Raw genomic sequence first — 23,121 nt, 5'->3', positions numbered from 1 at the left:
AGTAGTTTAGAATTTGTCAGCTTGTGTTTTGTAAGCTGCTGCTTCTTTTTCACAATGATCGGCTAGCTTTTTATATTTTTCCTTCTCTGCTGCATCTGCAGTAGCCTTTCCTCCGTGGGATTGACCAGCTAAGGATTTATATTTATCCGCCAGATCTTTATGATCTTTTGCCTTTTTGCTAAAATACTCTTTTGCGATCTTTTTTAGATCCGGGGTGGTTGCTTCTGCGATGAGAAGGTTATCCAATTCGGTAAATGCAGAAATATTACCTGCTAGGATCAGGGAAAACAGAATGGTTGCGATGGTCTTTTTCATAAGAACTCCTAATATGCGCCCGCTAAGTTTACGGGCACTATGCGTTACAGTCAATATTAAATTGATCGAATTTATATTAACATTAATCGAAATGCGAATTGATTTATATCACCAAATTTAAGATTTTTTGAAAGTTCCTTTTTTTGTATCACATTCCTTTTTTGTTAAGGAGATCCAACCCTTCCCCTTGCAGGAGTTTTGGCCAGAACAGGAATTTCCGTTTGTATGGCAGTCGCTTTTTCCCTTGCAGGAATTGACCCCATGGCATTCTCCTTTTGCGTTATCTGTCCCCATGGCTTCTTGTTTTTCGGAATAAACTTCTCCCGATAAAAATAGCCCGGAGAGTGCAGCTCCGATGATCAGTTTTTTAGTAGTATTGTTCATTTTTTGTTCCCTCTTATTTAAATTGATTTCGTTCTTTTTTTCTTGGTTAAAGTTAAAGGAAGGACCGGTAGAATATCTCCCAGCTTCCCCTCCTTCCAAAGCATGTATATTGGAGGATATACTAAAAGTTCCAGAATAAAACTGGTCACAAGTCCTCCTACCATGGGTGCAGCGATCCTTTTCATCACATCTGAACCTGTGCTTGCGGACCACATGATAGGCAGAAGTCCCATCATTGCAGCAAGTACAGTCATTATCTTAGGTCGGATCCTATGTACTGCACCGTGGATGATCGCTTCTATCAGATCTTCTCTAGTCCTTAATCTCCCCTTTTTCTTGGCATCCTCATAGGAAAGATCCAAATATAAGAGCATAAAGACTCCTGTTTCAGCATCTAATCCCATTAGTGCAATCATTCCTACCCAAACTGCTACTGAAATTTGGTAGTCGAGAATATAAAGAAGCCCAACTGCACCAATCAAAGAGAATGGCACCGCCAGAAGCACAATTGTTGTTTTGATATAAGATTTAGTATTGAAGTACAATAACAAAAATATAATGAAGATTGTCAAAGGCAGAATGTACATCATTCTTTCCCTGACACGTATCATATTCTCATATTGACCACTCCAAACTATGGAATATCCAGGAGGAAGCACGATGGATTCTGAGACCTTCTCCTTGGCCTTATCTACAAAACCTCCAATATCTGAAGTAGAAGGATCCACATACACATACCCGGCTAAAAATCCATTCTCATCTCGGATCATAGAAGGACCAGTTTTTGCCCCTATACTTGCAATTTCGGAAATCGGTATATGACCGAATTCTTTTGTAGGCACTAAAATGGTTTTGATCTTATCCAAAGAATCTCGTAATTCTCGAGGATAACGCACATTGACTGAAAAACGTTCTCTACCTTCTATGGTTTGTGTAATTGGTTCGCCGCCAATTGCCGCTACTATGATCTGTTGTGCAGTCTCTACAGATATATTATACCTTGCTAATTTTTCCCTTCTTAGATTTAGATCTAGGAAATAACCGCCAGCTGTTCTTTCTGCAAATACACTTCTTACATTTTTATCTGTTTTAAGAAGTGTTTCAATTTTGATCCCGATAGATTCTATTTCTTCCAGAGAAGAGCCTAAAATCTTAATTCCGATTGGAGTTCTCATACCTGTGCTCAACATATCGATCCGGGTTTTAATCGGCATGGTCCATGCATTTGTGGCTCCAGGGAATTGCATCTCCTTGTTCATCTTCTCTATTAACTCGTCTTTAGTCAGTCTTTCAGATATAAAAGGAAGAAATGGATATTGGAAGATCCTTGGTAGATTTGAATAAAATCTGTCTGCCTTTCTCCATTGATCTTGGGGTTTAAGAAGTATCACAGTTTCCATCATAGAGAATGGTGCTGGATCTGTGGCTGTATCTGAGCGCCCTGCTTTTCCGAAAACACGTTTCACTTCAGGAAAACTTTTGAGTTTTTTATCCATAGAGATCATTAGTTTTTCTGCTTCTGCTACGGAGATCCCAGGCAACGTGGTAGGCATATATAGAAAAGATTCCTCATATAGTTGAGGCATAAATTCAGAACCTAAACTGAAATAAACAGGGATCGTCAAAACCACCAATGTGAAAGCAGAAACAATAATCATTTTAGGTCTATGAAGAACGTAACGACAAGCTGGTTCATAGAATCTAAATAGAATCTTACTAACTGGATGTTTCTCTTCCGGATAATATTTCCCGACGAGCATAGTAGTTGCTATCTTAGAAAGAAATACATTCTTAAACTGGAATGGTTCCATTCTTGTGAATAACATTCTAACTGCAGGATCTAAAGTGATCGCCAAGAAGGCAGCAACCGCCATTGCAATATTTTTAGAATACGCTAATGGACGAAATAACCTCCCTTCTTGGTCTACAAGTGTGAATATAGGAAAGAATGCCACAGCGATCACAAGTAGAGAAAAAAATACGGAAGGTCCTACTTCGAGTAACGCTTCTAAACGGACGGCATGGTAGTCACCGATTCTTCCTCCTGCTTCCCATTCTTCTAATTTTTTGTAAGCATTCTCAACTTCTACGATTGCTCCGTCTACAAGCACACCGATGGAGATCGCCATGCCCGCTAAAGACATGATATTCGCATTGATATCGAATAGATTCATTGGAATGAATGCGATGATGACTGAAATTGGGATCGTAAGAATTGGAATAATGGCAGAAGGAAAATGCCATAAAAAGATGAGTATCACTATCGAAACAATGATCATCTCTTCTATCAATTTGAATTTCAGATTGCTGATTGCATGTTCAATCAGTTCTGATCTATCGTACGTGGTGATGAGTTCTGCACCTTTTGGAAGATTCTTTTTGATTTCTTCCAATTTGGTTTTTACTCTTTCGATTACAGAAAGTGCATTTTCTCCATGGCGCATTACAATTGTACCTGCGACGACGTCCCCTTCTCCATCTAAATCTGCGATCCCTCGCCTGATATCAGGTCCGAACTGAACTGAGGCCACGTTTTTTAAGAGAACTGGAGTTCCATTTACGTCTGTAGAAAGAGGAATATTCTCTATATCAGTTAAAGAAGAAAGATAACCTCTTCCTCTAACCATATATTCCGCACCAGAAATTTCCAGTAGCCGTCCTCCGGTTTCTTGGTTACTTTCTCTGACTTTCTGAATAACAGTTTCAAAATCTACATTATAGGACCTTAATGCATTTGGATGTATTGTGATCTGGTATTGTTTTTTGAATCCACCTATTCCTGCTACTTCAGAAACTCCTGGAACTGAATTTAATAAGTATCGAAGGTGAAAATCCTGATAAGTTCTTAAATCCACGAGCGAATTATTGCCTGTTTGGTCTATCAATGCATATTGGTATACCCATCCAACAGCACTCGCATCAGGCCCTAATTCTGTTTTTACTCCTGCAGGAAGTAAGGGCTGTATTCTAGAAAGATATTCTAATACTCTAGATCGGGCCCAATAGATATCTGTTCCATCTTGGAAGATCACATATACATATGAAAAACCGAAATCTGAAAATCCTCGAACCACTTTGATCTTAGGAGCACCTAAAAGAGAAGTGATGATCGGATATGTGACCTGATCTTCCATAATGTCTGGACTTCTGTCCCAGCGAGAATATACAATCACCTGAGTATCCGAAAGATCAGGGATCGCATCCAATGGAATTGTTTTCATGGACACATAAGATGCGACTAATATTGCCAAAGTAACAAGAAGAACTAAAAACTTATTTTCTGCCGAAAAACGAATGATAGATTGGATCATATTCGATTTTCCTTAATGAGCATGAGAGTCAGAGCCGAATCTGATCTTTGCTTCCGAATCGATCAGGAAAGTAGACTCAGTCACTACTCTTTGGTTTTCTTGGACACCGGATAAAACTTCAACCCATGGCTCTATATTCTTTCCTGTTTGTACTGAAACTGCCTGGAATTTATCAGGAGCGGTTTGCACATAGGCAATCTTTTGTTTTCCAGTATCTAAAATCGCGGAAGTCGGAACAGATAATACATTTGGAAGAGAAACCTGTATCACAGTATCTCCGAACATTTGAGGTTTTAAAAGTTGGCTTGGATCTGAAACCTCACTTCTTAATCTAAGCGTGCGATTATTCTTATCCAAGATCACATCTATACTTTTTATCTTTCCTATAAATTCTTTCTCAGGATAAACATCAGTTTTAAATTTGATAGGAAGTCCAACCTTCACCGTAGTAAAATCTGATTCATAGATCTGAGAATAGATATGTGCCCTTCCCGATTTCCCTCCCAAGATCAACTCGGATGGATCTCTTGCTCCGGAAGTCCAAATTCTAATTTGGTCCAGACTTAAACCCAATTGCCTAAGTCTTAACTGAAGATTTCGAATGATTTCAGGAGAAAGAAATTCAGAAGAACGAACTGCCTCTTTATATTCACTTAATGCAGAATACAATTCTGGATCATAGGCAACGCTTGAATAAGCGCTGATCTTTTTAACCAGATTTCTTTTGCTCACTAATTCAGTTTTAATCCCGATAGATTGTTGTTTTTCAAAAGAGAGAATTAACTCTCTTGAATTTTTTTCGGAAGAAGTTTCTGACAAGTGAGAAGAATGATCTTCATTGGATATGGATTCAGCCGCTTGCAAGGAGTTACTTGCATTCGAATGATCCTTATGTTCTGAGGTGTCTTCCTTTTTGACCAAATCCATATTACAAATCGGGCAATTCCCTGGGCGATCCGAAGTATAATGAGGATGCATCGGGCAATAGTAGACATCTTTCTTAGAAGAACAGTCCACTACCAAGGATACAATTATAAGAATGGCTAAAAGTTTGCAGGTCCATCCTATAAATGAAGAAGTAGAAAGATCATTTGGCTTCATGTATGATCTCCCCACAGTTTTTCATTTTTGAATCGTATGGATTTTTGATCTCTTTACCAGAAGCTAACCATTTCTTTTTAAGCATTGGGCAATAAAAAACGGAAACTCCGGATTTATCATGATGACCTACAATTGATTCCAGCTCATTGGATAAACGTTCGAATAATTCTCTCTTTTTAGAAAGATCTGTAGTTTTACCTAACTCTTCAGCAATCGGGAGTGCTGCTTTGAATTTTTCAGTATCTTTCTTGTGATCTGCATTTTCCTTTAAGAGTTGGAGTAATTTTTGAACATTTAAATTTCCAGGATTTTCTGAAAAGATAGAAGAATGGATTTTGACAACTTCTCTCAGGACAAATGTTTCTTTGCCTTCATGAGGAAATAGATTTCCTGCGCTTAGAATAAAAATTAAAAATAGATAATGTGATTTTTTCATTGGTTTATACTCAGTTATGTTTATCATGCTCTGGAGTTTTGTTATCCTTATAGATAAAACTCAGAAGCTTTAAAGTATTTAAGATAGATTCATTTTTACGTTCTTTCAGATCTTCTAAACGTATTTTGGTATTTAGAATTTCAGTTTGAGCAAGAAGTGTATCCTGTACATTCACTTTTCCAGAAGCATACTGAAAGGAACCTGCTCTGGCAGATTTTTCTAATTCAGGGATCAGCCTTTTTTCTACCAAACGGATCTGATTGGAAACACCTTTGATATAGGCTAGGTTTCTATTAAGTTCGGAGAGCATTTGTACTCTTGTTTTTTCGACAGAGTCCTTACCCACTTCTGCAAGATGTTCGGTCTCTCCAGTAATCGAATTCCATTTGAGAGCAGACCAAACTGGAACTCTCATATTCACACCAAAACTATAAAGATCTCCTCTATATTCAGTGGTATCCATCACCCCATAATTTAAGGGGCCTTGGTCCAAAGCGAAAGTTTGGGATCTACGTTTCATATAGGAGAAAAAAACTTCAGTTTGGGGGGCAAGACTATACTTGGTAAGTTTTGCCTGTTCCTTTAAACGTTTCTCTTCTTCTGCTTGGATCTTATACTCAGGTGAATCTTCAATCAACGAAGTTTGTGCGCTAATCAATACTTCTAATTCTTCGTTTTTATTTTCTAAAAAAGAATCCAGATCTATAGAATATAGATCAGCAAAGGTCACCTTATCAGAGATCTGATAATATTCAATCTGAGACTTCAAGTCTTTCAGTTGAGTATTATATTCTGTTTCTTTTTCAATTGCTTCTGTTTTGGCAACAGTTGCTTTTAATACTCCAGATAGTGTATTTTCTCCGTAAGAATATGAGTTTTCACTGATGGATTTTTGAGCGCCAAGAAGAGTTAAAATTCTTTCATTGATAGCTTTTTTCTTTTCGCCATATTTGTATTTGTTTAATCGGCTAAAAAAATCTCCTAAGATCCGATTTACTCCTGCAATATAAGCAAAGTTTGATTCAGTCTGCATTAGCTTGGAGATTTTCTTTTCTGTGCTCAATTTTCCAGGAAATGGAAACTCTTGGGACACAGATAATTCTACCCCTGTCATTGTAGGTGTGTCCAATGCTCGATCGGAGGTTGAATATCCTCCTCGAGTAGGATAATTTCTGAAAGCCACTCCTATTTTAGGATCTGGCAATATACCAGTCGCATCTGAGTGGGATTTGTGTGCCTGGGAAAGTCCAGCGAGTGACTTGGATTCAGGATGTTCTTTTACTAAAACATCTAAGATCTCTTCCAGGTTCCTTTTTTCTGCGTACGCCGCGTTTGAAAATAATGTATAAATTGATATTAAGACAATAAGTCTTGCGTTCATATTTCCTCCTAAAAATTAAAGAAAGAAATATGGATTAAATTAGGAAAACTTGTAGAGTGCTTAAGCTAAGAGAGCGTGAGGACGGAATCGGAATATAAGAATCGTCCAATATGACGTTCTCTAATACGATCTGTGGAGAATTGAGTTCGGAAATAAATAGAAAGATCAGGACTTTATTTAATCCTAATTTTTCCCAATCCAAAAGTTTAGATAGATCTAAAGAAACAAAACTGTTCTCTTTGGGGCAACATTCATTGGAAGAGGACTCGCTTTTTTGTTCCGATTTTTCGGTTTTATGGCAAGGAGGAAGCTGGGAAGTTTCCTTTTGCTTTTCGAGATAGGACATGCTTACCGGGCAATTTCCAGTCAGGTTATAAATGGACACGCAAGCAATCTGAAGAATGAACCCGATCGCTAATACGTAAGTTATTGCCTTTTTAGATGCTAAACGCATGACCTTTCTCTATCTGACTATAGAATTTCTAAAAAAGTCAAGAAAAAAAGGAGGAAGGTGCCGTAGTCCCCCGATCTATGGTTTCTGAAAGAATGGATTACTCAGAATAATTGCTGTTGGGTAAATCACTTGGACTCTCACATACAGATCAGTAGGTTTCAATCTATAAGAGCCTTTATTCTGGTAGGAAATGTGAGATAGAATTTCAGAATTTTGACCAATGAAGTCTACACTTATCGGAGTGTCTTCGAAATCAAAATGTATTTCATTATCTGAATTTAGTCCTAATGAGCCTAATTTAGGTTCTGCTAAACTTCTTTCCATCTTGCGAACACAAAGATAATTTCCTTCTTTCAGGGAACGGAGGACTTCTTTTTCATCTAGACTATCAGTATTTACAAGAAGATATCTCATTAAAGATTCTCCTTCTTGTTTGTAAATTTCGGAACTTAGATCTCTCCAGTTTGGAATACCTGAAGTTCTAACTCTTAAGTATTCATCTCTTGGGAGATAATGCAGGTCATCGGACGCCATACAGAAAGAAGGATGTTTCTCGCTTAATAACTTATCCCAAAACTTTGGAATATCACCAAAAGGGCTCATCACTTCTAATGCATCATATTCTTTCAATTGAGATAGAAGTTTTAATGGAAAGGAATCATTCAGAAGAGGATGGTTAATCACTACGAATCCATTTTTGGATTCGATCTTATCAATTACCCATTGAAGATTTTCTGGATCAGCGTAGAGAGGAAATAGATCGTAACTCGCATCTTCTATACCTAAGACACTGAAATGTCTTTTTCTAAGATTGGTTCCCCATTCATATCCTCTGATCTGTGCTAGTTTGGGAGAATCTGGACTGGTTACTCTTTCGTAATCAGTGAAGCCTAAAATTTTATAACCATTTGCTGCATATACTGTTTCAATCTCTTCTGGCGAATTCCTGCCGGGAGTGAACCAGGTGCGGTTAGTATGTAAATGGATTCCTGCTTTTTGGAGTTTGAGCTTGGTATTTCTTTTATAAGGATTGGAATATTTTTCCCAATCTACTGAGGACCTAAAAGTATCCGCTCTGAAAATCGACCAAGTTAGTAGATTTCCGAGTAATAATGTCCCGAGAAAGATAGAAATTAATAGGATTATCCTACTTCTTTTCATTCTATCGCTAGTACAAAACGAAGGCTTAAAGCGAAAACTATAATTCTACATTTAGAATGTTACAACTTGTATACGATTTAAAATCTGAGATGTTTCGGATTCATGGATCTGTAACAGAGAAGAATCGAATTCTGGATGATTCTTCTCATATGCTTAGAGGAATTCTATTTTAGAATGAAATCCTTCCCTCTTGTATTAGTTCTTCCTGCATATAACGAAGAGCTTACTATTGAAAAAACAATCATCGAATTTTATAAAGAGATCCCGAATGCATATTTTGTAATTGTAGATAATAATTCAAAGGATCGAACCTCTGAGATTTCCAGAAATCTTTTAGTAGAACATTCAATCCAAGGAGAAGTGATCTTTGAGCCTAGACAGGGAAAGGCAAATGCAGTAAGAGCTGCTTTTACAAAGATTGATGCAGAAATTTATATCATGTGCGATGCGGATCTGACCTACCCCGCTTCTAAGATTCATTCTATGATCCAAACCTTGAAGGAAAAAGATTTGGATATGATAGTAGGAGATCGCCTTAGTGAGGGAGATTACGGAAGAGAGAATAAAAGAAGGTTTCATTCTACTGGGAACAAACTTGTTCTTACATTAATTAACTTTTTATTCGGAACAAGACTCAAAGACCCAATGAGCGGTTATAGAGTATTCTCACGAAGATTCGTAAAAAATTATCCGATCCTATCGTCTGGTTTTGAAATAGAGATCGAAATGACCTTGCATGCATTAGACAAAAGGTTCAGATTGGAAGAGGTCTCAGTTCCATATAAAGACAGACCGGCTGGAAGTCTCTCTAAACTAAATACCATCAAAGATGGATATAAGGTGGTGAAAAATATATTATGGATCTTTAAGGATTATAAGCCAATGCACTTTTTCGGATTTTTTTCTATGGTTTCCGGGATCTTGTCCTTGGTCGCTGGAACTCCCCCAGTTATAGATTATATAGAATATAGATATGTGTATCATGTTCCTTTGGCAGTGCTTGCTACAGGACTCATGTTATTTTCTTGGATACAGATTGCAATCGGACTCGTTTTGCATACAGTTTCCAAAATCCAGAGAACAAATTTTGAATTAAGGCTGATTCGATTTGGAATGGAAGCTCCGTTCCGCAATATTTCGAAAGCCGCCCCCACCCTGAGCTTGGGTGGTGGGGAGAGGCCCGTGGGCGAAACCTTACAGCTCTAAATCATAAAAATAAGAATTTCGCAAATCAAATCTTGCGCTCCAAAGTGCGGAATGTAGATTCTGAATTCCGTTACTTCGGAGAAGAATCCAAAAGTACAACCCCGCTTTCAGCAGAAACTTCCTGAAAACTTCTTTGTGGATAAGTTAATACCAACTCAAGCACGCTGTTTCGATTGCAGATAATTGAAAGTTTCTCCTTAGAATCTAAAAGAAATGTTTCGTCTTTGAATTTATAACTTCCCATCATATGGATTTTCTTTTCTCTATAGAACATCGGATAGAAGGAAAGATATTTATAATATACAATTGGATTCCCAGACTTCTCCGCTTTATCATAAAGTCGCAAATTTCCATCTTGCAAAAAGGAAATGATCTTAGGAGTGATTGTAAACGATAGAACTCCCACAAAGATCAACATCGAAATCCAAGTGGAAGCCAGAAAAAAATCTTTTCCTTCTGCCTTTCCTTTCCTGAATAATTGTAATCCCACAAATCCGATTAGAATGCCTAAAAATAGGACCAATCCGGAAGAAGAGTCCCAGAAATCGAAAGACGGTAATAATTCCTTTCTGACTCCCATTGAAGAACTGGAATATTCTGAGATCTGAGGTAGAAATATAAAAATTAAACCTACAACTAAACCTAATCCTAAAAAGGAAAATGAGAATATATTCGATTTTAAGATCTCTGGTTTTTCTAAGATCAAGTATGATACAAAGAAGGATAAAGGAAAATAGATAGAAGAAGAATAATGAGGGAGTTTGGTCTGTACGATCGAAAAGATAACTAGAACTATCCCCAACCAAATTAAAAAATACCGGGAAATCCTAGAAATCTTAGGGTCGGTAAAAATTCTCCAATTCTTAGCGCTTGGAAACAAAAGTACAGTCCAAGGAAAAAATCCAATAAACATTACTATAAAATGGTAAAACCAAGGACCTGTATGAGATTCTAAAGACTTGGTCAAAAGTTTCTTCTGGAAATCGAAAAATTGGACTATAAACTCATTTCCATATAAAAGAAAATTTGTGAGATAATAAAAACTTAATACTACTATAGAAACGATTCCAAATAAGATAAAATCAAAAATCCGGATCTTAAAATTTTTATCTAATAATCGGTTTGCGCCAAATATAAAAAGTGGAATTGCTAAACCTAGCGGACCTTTTGTCAAAACTGCAATCCCGCCAAAGAATCCTGCAGATAAGATCCAGATCGCCCTAGACTTAAAGTCCTCCTTCTCCTTTGTTTCATATAAATACAAAGAAAGAACAGATGCTAAAATGAATGTATTGAATAAATGATCTATATAGGCAGTTCTTGAAAGAAGAAGAGGCAAAAGAGAAGCTGAATATAGAAATGCCCAAACATATCCAAACTTTTTAGAATGTAAAATAGCTCCAAATTGAACTAAGATCAAAAAGGAAAAAAAACCACTAAAAACGGAAGGAAGCCTGGTAGAAAATTCTGAAAGGCCGAAAACTTTATAAAATAGATTTGCGAGCCAAAAGAAAAAAGGAGGTTTTTCGCTAAATGCCTGTCCGTTTACTTGGATCCTAAAATATTCTCCTGTCTCGAGCATTGACTTGGAAGCTGCACCGTAAATATTCTCATCCCAATCGATTAGGCTGAAACTTCCCAATCCAAAAATTAATAACAAAAGATAAACAAAGAGTGTAATTGGTAAGTGTAAGTTTCGCATCGATGCAAAAGTTTCCTTTTAGAGATGAGTTATTCTTCTTCCCTTCCAAAAATGTAAAGGCCTCACCTTTCGCATTCTAAAACTTATCTTTAATATTCGAATTCGATTACAAATCGAATAAAATTTCACAATGGGAACGGAACTTGCGAGCTTATGATGTGATTTTGGATAAAGTGCAAAGTACAAAAAAAAGCCTAACTTTCGCTTACGAGAAGTTAGGCTTCAGAGTCGTACGGCGATTTATAATAAATATAAATCCGTGGTCCCGTCGAAAGAACCAACATTAGCTTAAAGCCAGCTCCCCTGCCGGAATACTAACTAGTCAAACCGGCAGGTTAGCTATTGAATTACTTCAATAGCTGGAGCACGGTTTGAGGTTTCATGTTCGCCTGAGCGAGCATCGCAGTAGCAGCTTGAGTCAGAATTTGATATCTGGTAAAGCTGGTCATTTGCTCAGCCATATCAGTATCACGAATTCTTGATTCAGCCGCTTGGATATTCTCGTAAGCGTTCATCAAGCCCTTAGCAGCATGTTCCAGACGGTTGTAATAAGCTCCTAAGTCTGCTCTTTGTTTAGAAATTAATCTAAGAGCATCGTCAGCAAGACCAATTACGGAGTTCGCTTTTCCCGCCGTAGAAAGAGAGATGAAAGTCAGAACGGTCGGGTTTCTTAATCCCAGAGCCGCTGTGTTCATCGTTTCGATATACACTCTTTCTCTTTGGTGCATGTTAGCACCCATATGGAACCACATACTTGCAGTCGGGTTCAAACGAGCGAAAGCTCCAGTAAGGAGTTTCATTTTGTTGAACTCGGCCTGAGAAGCAATCCTGTCGATCTCGTCGACCAACTGAGATACTTCTACTTGTATTTGTTGACGGTCTTCTTCGGTATAAATACCGTTCGCAGCTTGCACAGCAAGCACGCGGATCCTTTGAACAACTTCATGGGTTTCTTGTAGATACCCTTCTGCCGTTTGGATCAAAGACATACCGTCTTCAGTGTTTTGTTCCGCCCTGCGTAAACCTCCGACCTGTGTCCTCATTTTTTCAGACACTGCCAAACCGGATGCATCATCACCCGCACGGTTGATTCTCATACCGGAAGACAACTTTTCGATGTCTTTGTTCATGCTTTCGCTATTGAACTTCAAAGTTCTGTGAGCGAAGATGGCACTGATATTGTGGTTAATAATCATTCGGTTCCTCCTTGAATCCGAATCTCTCCGAAGAGAGAGTTTGATTTTCCTAGAGGTCTTCCTTGACCTCTTCCCCTTGAAAATCGGGAAGATTCTGAAATAGGAAGAGATACTTTTTTCTCCCCAAAATAGATAAAAGATCCCTTCCTACTATTAAGTGTATATGTCGCTTTTGGGCAATTGGCGAAGCTTTCCGCTACGAAAATGCTTGCCTCTTTCGGGAGGCGCCAGAGTCTGAAAGCAGATGCTTGAAAAAATCTATCTAGCGAATCCCCGCGGTTTCTGTGCCGGAGTCAAATACGCAATTTCCTATGTGGAACAGGTCCAGTCCAATTCGGAAGAACAGATCTATGTCCGCAAAGAAATCGTCCATAACCGTAGAGTCGTGGAAGATATGAAAAAAAGAGGCATCAAGTTCATTAACGAACTAGGTGAAGCACCGGACGGATCCACAGTAGTATTCTCCGCGCATGGAGTTTCTCCAGAAGTTGTAGAAGAAGCAAAACGAAGAGGAATGAAGATCGGAGACGCAACCTGCCCACTGGTCACTCGAGTTCACAGAAAAGCACGCAGATATAAAGACTCTCATCAAATCATCTATATAGGCCACCAAGGACATGATGAAGCAATAGGAACCATGGGAGAAGCCCAGATGTTCCTTGTAGAATCTCCCGAAGATGTCCAGAAACTTGTCGGAAGAATAGATATAAATAAACCAATTACCTATCTTATGCAAACCACCTTGTCGGTAGCTGATACTAAATTAGTGGTGGAGAAGATCGCGGAATTATTCCCAAGCGTAGAACATCCAGCCAAAGATGATATCTGTTACGCAACTACTGAAAGACAAGAAGCAGTTTCTTCCATGATGGAAGAAATAGATGCAATGATGGTAATCGGAGCGGATAATAGTTCAAATTCACTTAGGCTTTTACAATTAGCTCAAAAATCCAAACCATCCTCTTTCAAAGTTAGTTCTCTCGAAGAATTAAATAAAGATTATATAGCTGACTCTGGGATCAAAATTCTAGGGATCACTGCAGGTGCTTCTACTCCTCAAATACTTGTGGATGAGATTATCTCTAAGCTCATACAATTTTACCCGAAAGCTGTTATGGATCTTTTCCCCGGTTCGAGGGAGGACTCAATGAGCTTCAAGTTGCCAGCAAATCTATTGATGTAGTCACTTCGACATTCAGTTATGTCTCAGATCTTGCAGATTTGAGTAATTTACGTCCGAATGAGTCATTTTTGTGGAATTTTCCGCTAAAATGGTTGAATTAAGTTTATTTTCGCTTAAATTCTCTGGCCAATATGGTCGGGGAAGATCTACGGTTCGACACAGAAACACGACTTTTTCAAATTATCGTTTCCCAAACTTCAGACGCAATTCTTGTTACAGACGCAGTTCTAAACGAGAACGGACCTTCTATTGTTTTCGTAAATCCAGCATTCTGTGAGCTAACCGGATACAGTTCAGAAGAGTTAATCGGAGGCTCTCCTAAAATTTTATTCGGGAAAGAAACCGACAGAAGAATATTACAAAATCTTAAAAATTGCCTATTGCGTGGAGATTCCTACTCTTCTTCCACAATCAATTATAAAAAAGACGGAACCAAATATCATTCTGAGTGGAAAGTCTCTCCAGTTAAAGACCAAGATGGAAATATTACGAATTTATTATCTATTCAAAGAGATGTTAGCGAAAAGATTATCCGAGAAGAATTAACCGCAAAAAGACTTAGATCAGAAATGGGCCTTACTGCGGCTTCCCAGATCTTATTAAATACAACCCACGAAAGTTTTACTATAGAAAGAGCCATCGAACATTTTTTGGTATTGGTAGAAGCAGAAAGGATCTATCTATATAAAAAAACTGCAAACCCAGATGTACTCGCATTACAAGCAGAGATAAAAAGTCCCTACTCGAGTGCAACTCTTGCGGAAACTCATCCGGAAATTTCACTCTCTACTAAATTTGCCAGGTGGAAACCCTACCTACTTAGAAATGATATCATTGAATTTCACTCCTCGGATCTTCTGGATTCCGAAAAGTCATTTTACCAAGGAAGAAGAACAGATACATTTTTTTTATTTCCAATCCGAATGTCAGGAGATTGGTTCGGATTTTTAGGAATGGAATTTTTTGGACGTGAATCAGGTCCAGAGGAACAATTTACTTTCCGCACATTTGTTGATCTAATCGGCTTTTATCTGGAAAGAATGTCCATATTAGAAGAGCTAAAGATCCATAAAGAAAACCTAGAAGAAACAGTAGTTAAAAGGACCAAGGAACTTTCTGTCCAAAAGGAAAAGGCAGAGGCAGCGAGCACTGCTAAAAGTGATTTTCTCGCCAATATGAGTCATGAACTTCGCACTCCTTTGAATGCTATCATTGGGCTTTCCAAATTAATCAAAATAGAAGACGAAACTTCTAACGACAAAAGATATATAGATCTGATCCATAAATCGGGGTTACATCTATTAGGTTTAATTAATGATATTCTTGAACTTTCTAAACTGAATGCAGGAAAGTCTTCCTTCTATTTTTCTGAAATGGATCTTAGAAAGGAGTTAGAGCAAGTAGTAGAATTTTTAGAACCGGAACTTATAAGAAAACATATCCATTTAGTTTGGGATGATCCTGAAGAACTTATATCCATGATCTGGGGAGACCCCAAACGAATCCGTCAGATCTTTTTGAATTTAGTTGGAAACGCTGTAAAATTCACCGCAGAACAAGGTTCTATTTATCTTTCTATAAAAAGAGAAACAAAGGATTGGCTGATTGAGATCACAGACACTGGGATCGGTATCCCTGATTCTGAGCAGAAAAAAATCTTCGATGCATTCTATCAGGTAAGAAATTCAAGATCCCGGGACACGGAAGGAACAGGTCTAGGGCTTTCTATCGTTCAAAAATTAGTAGAGGCTCATGGAGGATATATCCAGGTCAAAAGCCAACAAGGGATTGGCACTACTTTTTATCTGAATCTTCCTATATTGGAACAAACTCCTAAACAATTTAAGCCTAGGAAGAACTTTGCAGGAACTTATCCTGATAAATTAAAAAATTTCTGCTTTATTCAGTTAGAGTTATCCAACGAGAAAAATGCAGAACTTCTCACTCATTTTTTTAAAAAACAAAACCAACCATTATTATTCAAGGAACTAAAAAAGGATAAGAAAATCGTTCTATTCCAAGATTCTAATTCCCCTTTAAAGGAAGGAATATCTGAAATTTGGAAAACAATACTTATTCTTCCGGAAGAAACCCAAGATTTTGAAAAAAAATATTCTAAGGAGAATTTTGACTTTGTTCTTTCTCAACCAATCTCCTTGGACGAACTAAAATTAGTATTAGAAGAATTGGCGGACCAAATCCATGACTAACTCTACGAGTTCAGTGATCAAAAATAAACAGGAGAGAAAAAGTGTAGTCCGAGATCCTATACTCATAGTCGAGGACAAGTTAGAAAATACTTTAATGCTCGAAGCTCTTTGTGATGAGTTTGGTATACAATACCAGTCTGCTTCCAATGGAGAAGAAGCATTGGAGATGGCAAAGGCCAATAAATATTCCTTTTATATAGTAGATCTTATGATGCCTGTGATGGATGGCCCTACTTTCATTCAAAGATTGAAGGAATTCCAACCAGATGCAACCGTACTTGTTCAAACCGCACTCGACTCCACTGATACTGTGATCGAGGTAATGAAACTAGGTGTATTCGATTATATAATCAAACCAATTCTTCCTGATCAATTCCAGAAAGCATTAAGCAAGGCTGTAGATTATCGTTTTTTAAAGGCTAGCGAGACCGCTATCCTAGAAGCAGAAAGTCTTAAACTCAGAAACCAGCTGGAATGGCTGACTTATAAAGAAACCAGAAGAAAGGCAGGAGATGAGTCCTGGGAAAAATCCTCCATACATTCATTGCAGACTTCCCTTTCTCAAGGATCAGGGATTGGTGCTATCATCAGTCTTTTGGATATGATCAAAGTAGAAATGAAGGAAGATGGAGATAATTATTTAATTAATAAAAGTATGATGAACCTGGTAATAGAAAACCAGGAAATCACTAAAAATCTACTCAAAGGTCTTACCCAACTATTAGAGATTATTAATCGAAATCTGGAGAAACAGAAGATCAAATCATCCGAACTTGTTGAGAAGATTAAACATTCCAGCGAGTTCATTATACCTTATCTTGAAAAAAAATCTCTTAGACTTGCTTTGCCCGTTTTGAAAAAGGAAGTGGATCTGGATATTGAAGCCGATCTAATCCTTCTCGCTCTGGAAGAAGTGATCTTAAATGCGTATAAGTACTGCGCACCCAAAACCTCTTTAGAAGTTTTCACTAGTATCAACCAAGGTTATTTCTGCATTGTAGTAAAAAATATAGTAGATGAAAAACCTTACGGAGGTGTGGACGAAAAACATGAAAACCTTGTTTTACAACCATTCTTCCGTATTCATCCGCCTGTAGAAAGTGTATCTCATTTAGAAAGATTCGGTCTTGGTTTGGGACTTACCGCAGTAGACCAAATCCTCAGAAAACATAACGGTTTATTCTTTATTCATAATGCAAAGGACCACACTGGAGAACAGGTGCGTCTTTGTGTCATGAGCGAATTATTATTACCCATTCAGTGAGAATGAAAAGAAGGAGAATATGAAAAAAATCTTAATCGTAGATGATTCAGCCGTATTCAGAAAGATACTTACCCTCCATCTTTCCCAGGCTTCCTTTTCCGTAATCGAGGCAGAAGACGGACTACAAGGTTTGGAGAAATTAAAAGAAGGGAAAGTGGATCTGGTGGTAAGCGACATGAATATGCCAAACATGAATGGTATTTCTTTCGTAAAGGCGATCAAAGAAGATTCAAACCATAAATTTGTTCCAATCATCATGTTAACCACTGAATCCCAAGATGATCTCAAAACCGAAGGTTTAAAAGCAGGAGCCAAAGCGTGGCTTACCAAGCCTTTTTCTCCTGAAGAACTTTTAAAAACGATCCAGGTTTTACTCGTATAATCAGGAAACTTTATGTCATTGGAAATTAAAGTATCAGAACTAGGTCAAAAGAATTCTAGACCGATCTTTCGTTTAGATCTTTCTGGAGAAGCTTCTATATATTATGCCTCTGATTGGAAATCAAAGCTCCAATCTCTTTTAGAAAGGAATCCTACTCGGATAGAGATTGATACATCTGCTTTAGAAAAGGTAGATTCTAGTTTTATTCAGTCATTAATTTTGCTTAAAAAAGATTCCCTATTTAAATCTTGGGATCTTGCAATTTTAAATCATCCAAATTGTTTATTAGAATTTTATGATCTTTACGGCTTGATCGGATTTTTTCAAGACCGTATCCGTATCTCTAAAAAAGATTCTTCTTCCTTCAAATTTTCATACGGATTGGAGAAGGTGTAATGGATCTCTCGGAAATTAAGGAAGCATTTATACAGGAATCTCTGGAACTATTGTCCGGAGCAGAATTACATCTTTTGCGCATGGAAAACGGAGAGTTCGATGAGGAAGCAATCCATTCAATGTTCCGATCCGTCCATACTGTAAAAGGAACCGCAGGAATGTTCGGATATGAATCTATAGAAGAATGTTCTCATGAACTGGAAACCCTACTCGATCTCGCTAGATCCGGAAAAACGGAATTAGATCCTTCTAAAATAGATTTTTTATTAAGAGCGATAGACCATTTAAAGAAGATTGTAGAAGATCCAATTCCGGGCAAAGATTTACCACCTGGATTAGAGGCAGAACAGGTAAAAATCATAAAAGAGGCCCAAACATTTACAGGCAAAACTTCTGAAAAAAAGGAAATTAGAACTTCTGTAACTGATCCTGATACAAGTAAGAGTAAACCCGAAAAACAAGGATCAGTTAACTCTCATTGGCAAATTACATTCTTCCCTGGGGAAAATATATTTAAGGATGGAATGGATCCATTCTCATTTTTAAAATATCTTAGAACTATTGGAGAAATTCAATACTTATACGTTTATAAAACAAAACTGCCAGATTGGAATAACTGGGATTCAGAAAATTGTTATTTAGGTTACGAGGTCCAACTTAAGACATCATCAGAGAAGAAGGATCTGGAAGCTGTTTTTTCATTCGTAAAAGATTCTTCATTTTTAAGAGTTGTTCCTCCAAATTCTTCGGAAGAAATATTTCATACGATATCAAACGAGATACCTTGTGAAAAAGAAGAATATTTCAAGGCTCTGGAATTACAAGGCCTCCAATTTCAGTCGCCCGTTCCAACACATTCTTCAGAAATTTCTAAAGAACAAAGTTCTTCCAAAAAGTCTGAAGGAGAAAAAACACAAACGAATCAAACCGTTCCGAAACTTATACGTATAGACTCCGCAAAAGTAGATCAATTGGTCAATCTTGTAGGAGAGTTAATCATCTCCGAAGCAAGCTTAGGTCGATTACTTGTGGATAAAGAGGATTCTGATCTAAACGAATCTGCAGAAATATTATCGAGACTCGTAGGAGAAATTCGAGAGACAGCCATGGCACTTCGAATGGTGCCTATCGGAGAACTTTTCGAAAAATATAGAAGAACTGTGAGAGACATTTCCTTGGAACTTGGAAAGGAAGTGGATTTTGAAATTTTAGGCGGAGAAACGGAATTAGACCGTTCAGTCATCGAAAAGATAAACGATCCTATCGTTCATATATTAAGAAACGCTTTAGATCATGGAATAGAACCCAGTCAGGAAAGAGCTAATCTTGGAAAATCCCAAAGAGGAAAATTAAAGATCCAAGCCTCTCATTCCACCGGAAGTATTTCCATAGAGATCTCAGATGATGGTAAAGGGATCAATCATGAAAGGATCAGACAAAAGGCAATCGAAAAAGGTCTTATCGATCCTGCCCAAGTATTAAACGAACAAGAAATTTTTAATCTAATTTTCCAACCAGGATTTTCCACTGCTGAGTCGGTTACAAGTTTATCAGGCAGAGGTGTTGGAATGGATGTTGTACTTAGAAATATAGAATCCCTGCGAGGATCTGTGAATGTACAATCAGAATTTGGAAAAGGTTCTGTATTCTCAATTCGACTCCCTCTTACACTTGCTATCATAGATGGATTTTTAGTCAGAGCCTGCGATTCTTACTTCGTAGTGCCTATGGACTGGGTAAGAGAGACAATGGAGTCGGAACTCCAACTTCTACCCGAAGAAATCGCAGGTTCTATCAACTTAAGAGGAGAAGTTCTCCCGATTTTACATCTAGGAAGATTTCTCGGACTCCCTGATCCTGATGAAGGAAGGAAGAACGTACTAGTTCTAGAACATGACGGTAGAAATTTCGGGATCCTAGTCAATGACCTACTAGGAGAAATCCAATCTGTAATCAAACCTTTGAATGAAATTTTCAAAGGGATCCAATGTATTAGCGGGACCTCAGTTTTAGGAACAGGAAAGATCGCGTTCATCCTAGACGTTCCGGGTCTTCATTCTCTTTTAAAAATCCAAAGAACTAATTTGAGAGATAGAACATTCGCTCGTTAAGCTAATTTTGATAATAATGGAAATAATTAATTTATAATATAGGTAAATCGTATGGGACAGGGTAAATTAAAATTAAGTGTAATTGTTTGGTCTTTGCTGTTGGGAATTGTTCTTACATTTGGATCAACCGGTTGGAGTTATTTGTACGATCATGGGTTCGAAAGCGGATCCTCAGGTAAAATTTCGGTTTCTTCCGAAACGATACATTCAGAACTAAAAGATTACGAATCTGGTTTGTATTCTTTATTTCTGCCTGGCCAAAGTAAGGAATCCCTTTCCTCTAAATTGGAAAATCTGAAGACCACCCGAAGTTCGATTGTATCAGACCTGAAAGAATTTTCTATCGGTTTAAAAAACCCAGAAGATTTACAACAATTCCTAAAGGATTTTGATTCACTTGAGGAAAGTATTCTGGCTGCAAAAGGTATTTTAGGCATCCAAGCCAAGGATACGAGAGAGAATTTTTTAAATCAGGTTTCTGAAAATTCATTACCTAAATTAGAAAAATTGAAATCCGATTGGGAAAAAACAAGGTCTTCTATTTCTATTCCTGTCCAGAAAGAAGGCCCGCTCTATTATCATTTTCTTTTCGCGATTTTCGGGACTCTTCTTTTACCTGCATTGGTGATTTACTTAAAACCTTTCTCTTCCGGAAATATTGTTAGTACAGGAAAGTCTGATTCTGAAGAATTCATTCGAATCAAGACTGCTTTAGACAATGTCACTACAAATATAATGATGGCGGACCAAAACTTAAAGGTCACATACATGAACAAGTCCATCAGAAAGATGTTTGGAAATGCAGAAGAAGATATCAAAAAACAACTCAGCCAATTCCGGGTGGAGTCTTTGATGGGTTCGATTATTGATAGCTATCATAAAAACCCCGCTCATCAAAGAGGTATCTTAAAGGAACTAAACCAAACGTTCCGTTCCAGTATTGATATCGGTGGCAGAAGTTTTGATCTGATTGCAAATCCAATTCTAACTGAATCAGGAGAAAGACTCGGAGCTGTCGTAGAATGGGCAGACGTAACCGAACAAAAGAAACTGTTAGAGGCTCGTAAACTAGAGAACGAGGAACTTACCCGCATTAAAGTTGCTTTGGATAATACCAGCACTAACATCATGATCGCTGATACTCATTTGAACATTAAATATATGAACAAGGCGATCGTGAAGATGTTTGAGATAGGTGAATCCGATATTAGAAAACAACTTACCAATTTTCATTTAAACAAATTGTTAGGTTCTAATATAGACTCTTATCATAAAAACCCAGCTCACCAAAGAGGAATACTGGGTTCATTTGCTAACACTTTCAAATCCAGTATAGAAATTGGAGGAAGAACATTCGACCTGATCGCTAACCCAATTCTCACTGATAATGGAGATAGATTGGGTGCGGTTGTAGAATGGTCAGATGTAACTGAACAGAAGAAAGTCGCAGAAGCTCGTAAACTAGAGAATGACGAGCTTACTCGTATTAAAGTAGCATTAGACAACACTTCTACCAATGTGATGATAGCTGATAATGATTTTAACATCAAGTATATGAATAAAGCAGTATATAAGATGTTCCAGAACAGCGAAGGAGATATTAGAAAACAATTAGCTTCTTTCAATTTGCAAAGTTTGCTTGGAACAAATATTGATACCTTCCATAAGAACCCTGCTCACCAAAGGAATTTAGTCGGCAATTTGAGCACAACGTATGAGTCTTCTATCGTGATTAGCGGAAGGACATTTAACCTGATCGCGAATCCTATCTTAAGCGCTGAAGGCCAGAGACTCGGAGCTGTTGTAGAATGGTCCGATGTTACAGCTGAACTTGCAGTCCAAAAAGAGATCGAGGAGATCGTAGGCGCAGCAGCAAAAGGAGATTTCAGAACTAGAGTCCGATTAGAAGGAAAAGAAGGCTTCTTTAGAAGTTTAGGAGAAGGTATCAATTCATTCTTACAGGTCAGCGAAACTGGGCTAACTGAAGTAGTAGATGCTTTGGAAAGATTGGCGAATGGAGATCTAACTTCTAAAATTGAGAACGAATATTTCGGAACATTCGGAAAATTGAAAGAATATGGAAATACTACAGTAGATAAACTGAACGAGATCATGGGTGATATCGTTATGAAAGCAGGAAGTCTTGTAGGCTCCGCTGGAGAAGTTTCCTCTACTGCAAATTCACTTAGCCAAGGTGCATCCGAACAAGCCGCCTCTGTAGAACAAACTACTTCTTCATTAGAAGAGATGACTGCTTCTATTGATCAAAATGCTAGTAATTCAAAACAGACTGAACAGATCGCAAGCCAATCTTCTAAGGATGCAGAAGATGGAGGTAAATCAGTAACAGAAACAGTGACTGCGATGAAACAGATTGCGGAAAAGATTTCGATTATTGAGGATATTGCTTACCAAACCAACCTACTCGCTCTGAACGCAGCGATTGAAGCAGCAAGAGCTGGAGAACATGGAAGAGGATTCGCAGTAGTAGCTTCTGAGGTTAGAAAGTTAGCAGAAAGAAGCCAAAAATCTGCAAATGAGATCTCTGGTCTTGCTGTGTCTTCCGTGGCAATCGCAGAAAAAGCAGGAAAACTAATCAATGAGATTGTCCCGAATATTAGAAAAACTGCAGATTTGGTACAAGAGATCACAGCTTCCAGCGAAGAACAGGCTTCCGGAGTAGTAGAGATCAATAAGGCAATGGGACAGTTGGATCAGGTTTCTCAGCAAAATGCTTCTGCTTCTGAAGAATTAGCAGCGATTGCAGAAGAGATGAATAGCCAAGCAGAATCTTTAAGAGAATCCGTACTATTCTTCAGATTGAGCAAAGAATCTCAGGGAAGAGAAAGTTCGGGTAATGGATCTAAAAGTTTAGCGTCAGTGAGAACTGTAAGTGTTCATGATAAACCTAAGTTTGAAAAATACTGA

At 37.8% G+C, this 23,121-nt stretch carries 18 protein-coding genes; 8 read left to right on the top strand and 10 right to left on the bottom strand.

Annotated features, from left to right (window positions below):
* Window positions 1-6: 6 nt before the first annotated feature.
* From CH362_RS09960 to CH362_RS09925, 8 genes are all read right to left on the bottom strand, one after another.
* Complete coding sequence (locus CH362_RS09960; RefSeq protein WP_100710188.1) at window positions 7-315, bottom strand: LIC_10421 family protein; 309 nt, start codon at window positions 313-315, stop codon at window positions 7-9.
* 117 nt (window positions 316-432) lie between these two features.
* Window positions 433-699, bottom strand: coding sequence for a BufA2 family periplasmic bufferin-type metallophore (bufA2, locus tag CH362_RS09955; RefSeq protein ID WP_100710187.1), 267 nt, complete (start codon window positions 697-699; stop codon window positions 433-435).
* 17 nt (window positions 700-716) lie between these two features.
* Window positions 717-4,010: an efflux RND transporter permease subunit gene (locus CH362_RS09950; protein WP_100710186.1), complete on the bottom strand. Its 3,294-nt coding sequence runs from the start codon at window positions 4,008-4,010 to the stop codon at window positions 717-719.
* A gap of 12 nt (window positions 4,011-4,022) precedes the next feature.
* Window positions 4,023-5,111: a heavy metal-binding domain-containing protein gene (locus CH362_RS09945; RefSeq protein WP_100710185.1), complete on the bottom strand. Its 1,089-nt coding sequence runs from the start codon at window positions 5,109-5,111 to the stop codon at window positions 4,023-4,025.
* The gene (locus CH362_RS09940; protein ID WP_100710184.1) at window positions 5,098-5,547 is read right to left on the bottom strand and encodes an LIC13259/LIC11441 family protein; all 450 of its coding nucleotides are present in this window, start codon (window positions 5,545-5,547) and stop codon (window positions 5,098-5,100) included. The genes CH362_RS09945 and CH362_RS09940 overlap by 14 nt, the downstream gene beginning before the upstream one ends.
* Window positions 5,548-5,557: 10 nt before the next feature.
* Window positions 5,558-6,928, bottom strand: coding sequence for a TolC family protein (locus tag CH362_RS09935; protein WP_100710183.1), 1,371 nt, complete (start codon window positions 6,926-6,928; stop codon window positions 5,558-5,560).
* Window positions 6,929-6,962: 34 nt separating this feature from the next.
* The gene (locus tag CH362_RS09930) at window positions 6,963-7,382 is read right to left on the bottom strand and encodes a hypothetical protein (protein ID WP_100710182.1); all 420 of its coding nucleotides are present in this window, start codon (window positions 7,380-7,382) and stop codon (window positions 6,963-6,965) included.
* Between the two features lie 75 nt (window positions 7,383-7,457).
* Window positions 7,458-8,543, bottom strand: coding sequence for a PHP domain-containing protein (locus tag CH362_RS09925; protein ID WP_100710181.1), 1,086 nt, complete (start codon window positions 8,541-8,543; stop codon window positions 7,458-7,460).
* Between the two features lie 174 nt (window positions 8,544-8,717).
* Here CH362_RS09925 and CH362_RS09920 point away from each other — a divergent pair, with 174 nt between their 5' ends.
* Window positions 8,718-9,749: a glycosyltransferase family 2 protein gene (locus CH362_RS09920; protein ID WP_244280540.1), complete on the top strand. Its 1,032-nt coding sequence runs from the start codon at window positions 8,718-8,720 to the stop codon at window positions 9,747-9,749.
* A gap of 70 nt (window positions 9,750-9,819) precedes the next feature.
* On the opposite strand, the gene CH362_RS09915 is transcribed toward CH362_RS09920, so the two are convergent.
* Together CH362_RS09915 and CH362_RS09910 are read right to left on the bottom strand one after the other, a co-directional pair.
* Entirely contained in the window at window positions 9,820-11,451 is a 1,632-nt protein-coding gene (locus CH362_RS09915; RefSeq protein ID WP_100710180.1) for an ArnT family glycosyltransferase, read from the bottom strand.
* A gap of 347 nt (window positions 11,452-11,798) precedes the next feature.
* Window positions 11,799-12,647: a flagellin N-terminal helical domain-containing protein gene (locus CH362_RS09910; RefSeq protein ID WP_010515586.1), complete on the bottom strand. Its 849-nt coding sequence runs from the start codon at window positions 12,645-12,647 to the stop codon at window positions 11,799-11,801.
* A gap of 244 nt (window positions 12,648-12,891) precedes the next feature.
* Between CH362_RS09910 and ispH the strand changes: the two genes are divergently transcribed.
* The 7 genes from ispH (at window position 12,892) to CH362_RS09875 (ending at window position 23,121) form a co-directional block, all read left to right on the top strand.
* Complete coding sequence (ispH, locus tag CH362_RS09905) at window positions 12,892-13,830, top strand: 4-hydroxy-3-methylbut-2-enyl diphosphate reductase (protein ID WP_100710179.1); 939 nt, start codon at window positions 12,892-12,894, stop codon at window positions 13,828-13,830.
* Between the two features lie 131 nt (window positions 13,831-13,961).
* Window positions 13,962-16,040, top strand: coding sequence for a PAS domain-containing sensor histidine kinase (locus tag CH362_RS09900; protein WP_100710178.1), 2,079 nt, complete (start codon window positions 13,962-13,964; stop codon window positions 16,038-16,040).
* The gene (locus tag CH362_RS09895; protein WP_100710177.1) at window positions 16,033-17,304 is read left to right on the top strand and encodes an ATP-binding response regulator; all 1,272 of its coding nucleotides are present in this window, start codon (window positions 16,033-16,035) and stop codon (window positions 17,302-17,304) included. The genes CH362_RS09900 and CH362_RS09895 overlap by 8 nt, the downstream gene beginning before the upstream one ends.
* A gap of 19 nt (window positions 17,305-17,323) precedes the next feature.
* Window positions 17,324-17,686 (top strand): response regulator, encoded by a 363-nt coding sequence (locus CH362_RS09890; RefSeq protein ID WP_100710176.1) that lies wholly within the window; start codon window positions 17,324-17,326, stop codon window positions 17,684-17,686.
* A gap of 12 nt (window positions 17,687-17,698) precedes the next feature.
* Window positions 17,699-18,082, top strand: a complete 384-nt coding sequence (locus tag CH362_RS09885) for an STAS domain-containing protein (RefSeq protein ID WP_100710175.1) — start codon at window positions 17,699-17,701, stop codon at window positions 18,080-18,082.
* Window positions 18,082-20,193, top strand: coding sequence for a chemotaxis protein CheA (locus CH362_RS09880; RefSeq protein WP_100710174.1), 2,112 nt, complete (start codon window positions 18,082-18,084; stop codon window positions 20,191-20,193). Before CH362_RS09885 ends, CH362_RS09880 begins: the two co-directional genes overlap by 1 nt.
* Window positions 20,194-20,244: 51 nt before the next feature.
* Window positions 20,245-23,121, top strand: coding sequence for a methyl-accepting chemotaxis protein (locus CH362_RS09875; RefSeq protein ID WP_244280539.1), 2,877 nt, complete (start codon window positions 20,245-20,247; stop codon window positions 23,119-23,121).

This window comes from Leptospira saintgironsiae (assembly GCF_002811765.1).
Taxonomy (GTDB): domain Bacteria; phylum Spirochaetota; class Leptospiria; order Leptospirales; family Leptospiraceae; genus Leptospira_B; species Leptospira_B saintgironsiae.
This window is presented reverse-complemented; position numbering and strand designations above follow the sequence as displayed.

Coding starts and splice junctions, on each gene's coding strand:
- CH362_RS09915 (WP_100710180.1), bottom strand. CDS start 11,451: ATGCGAAACTTACACTTACCAATTACACTCTTTGTTTATCTTTTGTTA.
- CH362_RS09890 (WP_100710176.1), top strand. CDS start 17,324: ATGAAAAAAATCTTAATCGTAGATGATTCAGCCGTATTCAGAAAGATA.
- CH362_RS09880 (WP_100710174.1), top strand. CDS start 18,082: ATGGATCTCTCGGAAATTAAGGAAGCATTTATACAGGAATCTCTGGAA.
- CH362_RS09950 (WP_100710186.1), bottom strand. CDS start 4,010: ATGATCCAATCTATCATTCGTTTTTCGGCAGAAAATAAGTTTTTAGTT.
- ispH (WP_100710179.1), top strand. CDS start 12,892: ATGCTTGAAAAAATCTATCTAGCGAATCCCCGCGGTTTCTGTGCCGGA.
- CH362_RS09910 (WP_010515586.1), bottom strand. CDS start 12,647: ATGATTATTAACCACAATATCAGTGCCATCTTCGCTCACAGAACTTTG.
- CH362_RS09945 (WP_100710185.1), bottom strand. CDS start 5,111: ATGAAGCCAAATGATCTTTCTACTTCTTCATTTATAGGATGGACCTGC.
- bufA2 (WP_100710187.1), bottom strand. CDS start 699: ATGAACAATACTACTAAAAAACTGATCATCGGAGCTGCACTCTCCGGG.
- CH362_RS09935 (WP_100710183.1), bottom strand. CDS start 6,928: ATGAACGCAAGACTTATTGTCTTAATATCAATTTATACATTATTTTCA.
- CH362_RS09930 (WP_100710182.1), bottom strand. CDS start 7,382: ATGCGTTTAGCATCTAAAAAGGCAATAACTTACGTATTAGCGATCGGG.
- CH362_RS09900 (WP_100710178.1), top strand. CDS start 13,962: ATGGTCGGGGAAGATCTACGGTTCGACACAGAAACACGACTTTTTCAA.
- CH362_RS09875 (WP_244280539.1), top strand. CDS start 20,245: ATGGGACAGGGTAAATTAAAATTAAGTGTAATTGTTTGGTCTTTGCTG.
- CH362_RS09960 (WP_100710188.1), bottom strand. CDS start 315: ATGAAAAAGACCATCGCAACCATTCTGTTTTCCCTGATCCTAGCAGGT.
- CH362_RS09885 (WP_100710175.1), top strand. CDS start 17,699: ATGTCATTGGAAATTAAAGTATCAGAACTAGGTCAAAAGAATTCTAGA.
- CH362_RS09920 (WP_244280540.1), top strand. CDS start 8,718: ATGAAATCCTTCCCTCTTGTATTAGTTCTTCCTGCATATAACGAAGAG.
- CH362_RS09940 (WP_100710184.1), bottom strand. CDS start 5,547: ATGAAAAAATCACATTATCTATTTTTAATTTTTATTCTAAGCGCAGGA.
- CH362_RS09925 (WP_100710181.1), bottom strand. CDS start 8,543: ATGAAAAGAAGTAGGATAATCCTATTAATTTCTATCTTTCTCGGGACA.
- CH362_RS09895 (WP_100710177.1), top strand. CDS start 16,033: ATGACTAACTCTACGAGTTCAGTGATCAAAAATAAACAGGAGAGAAAA.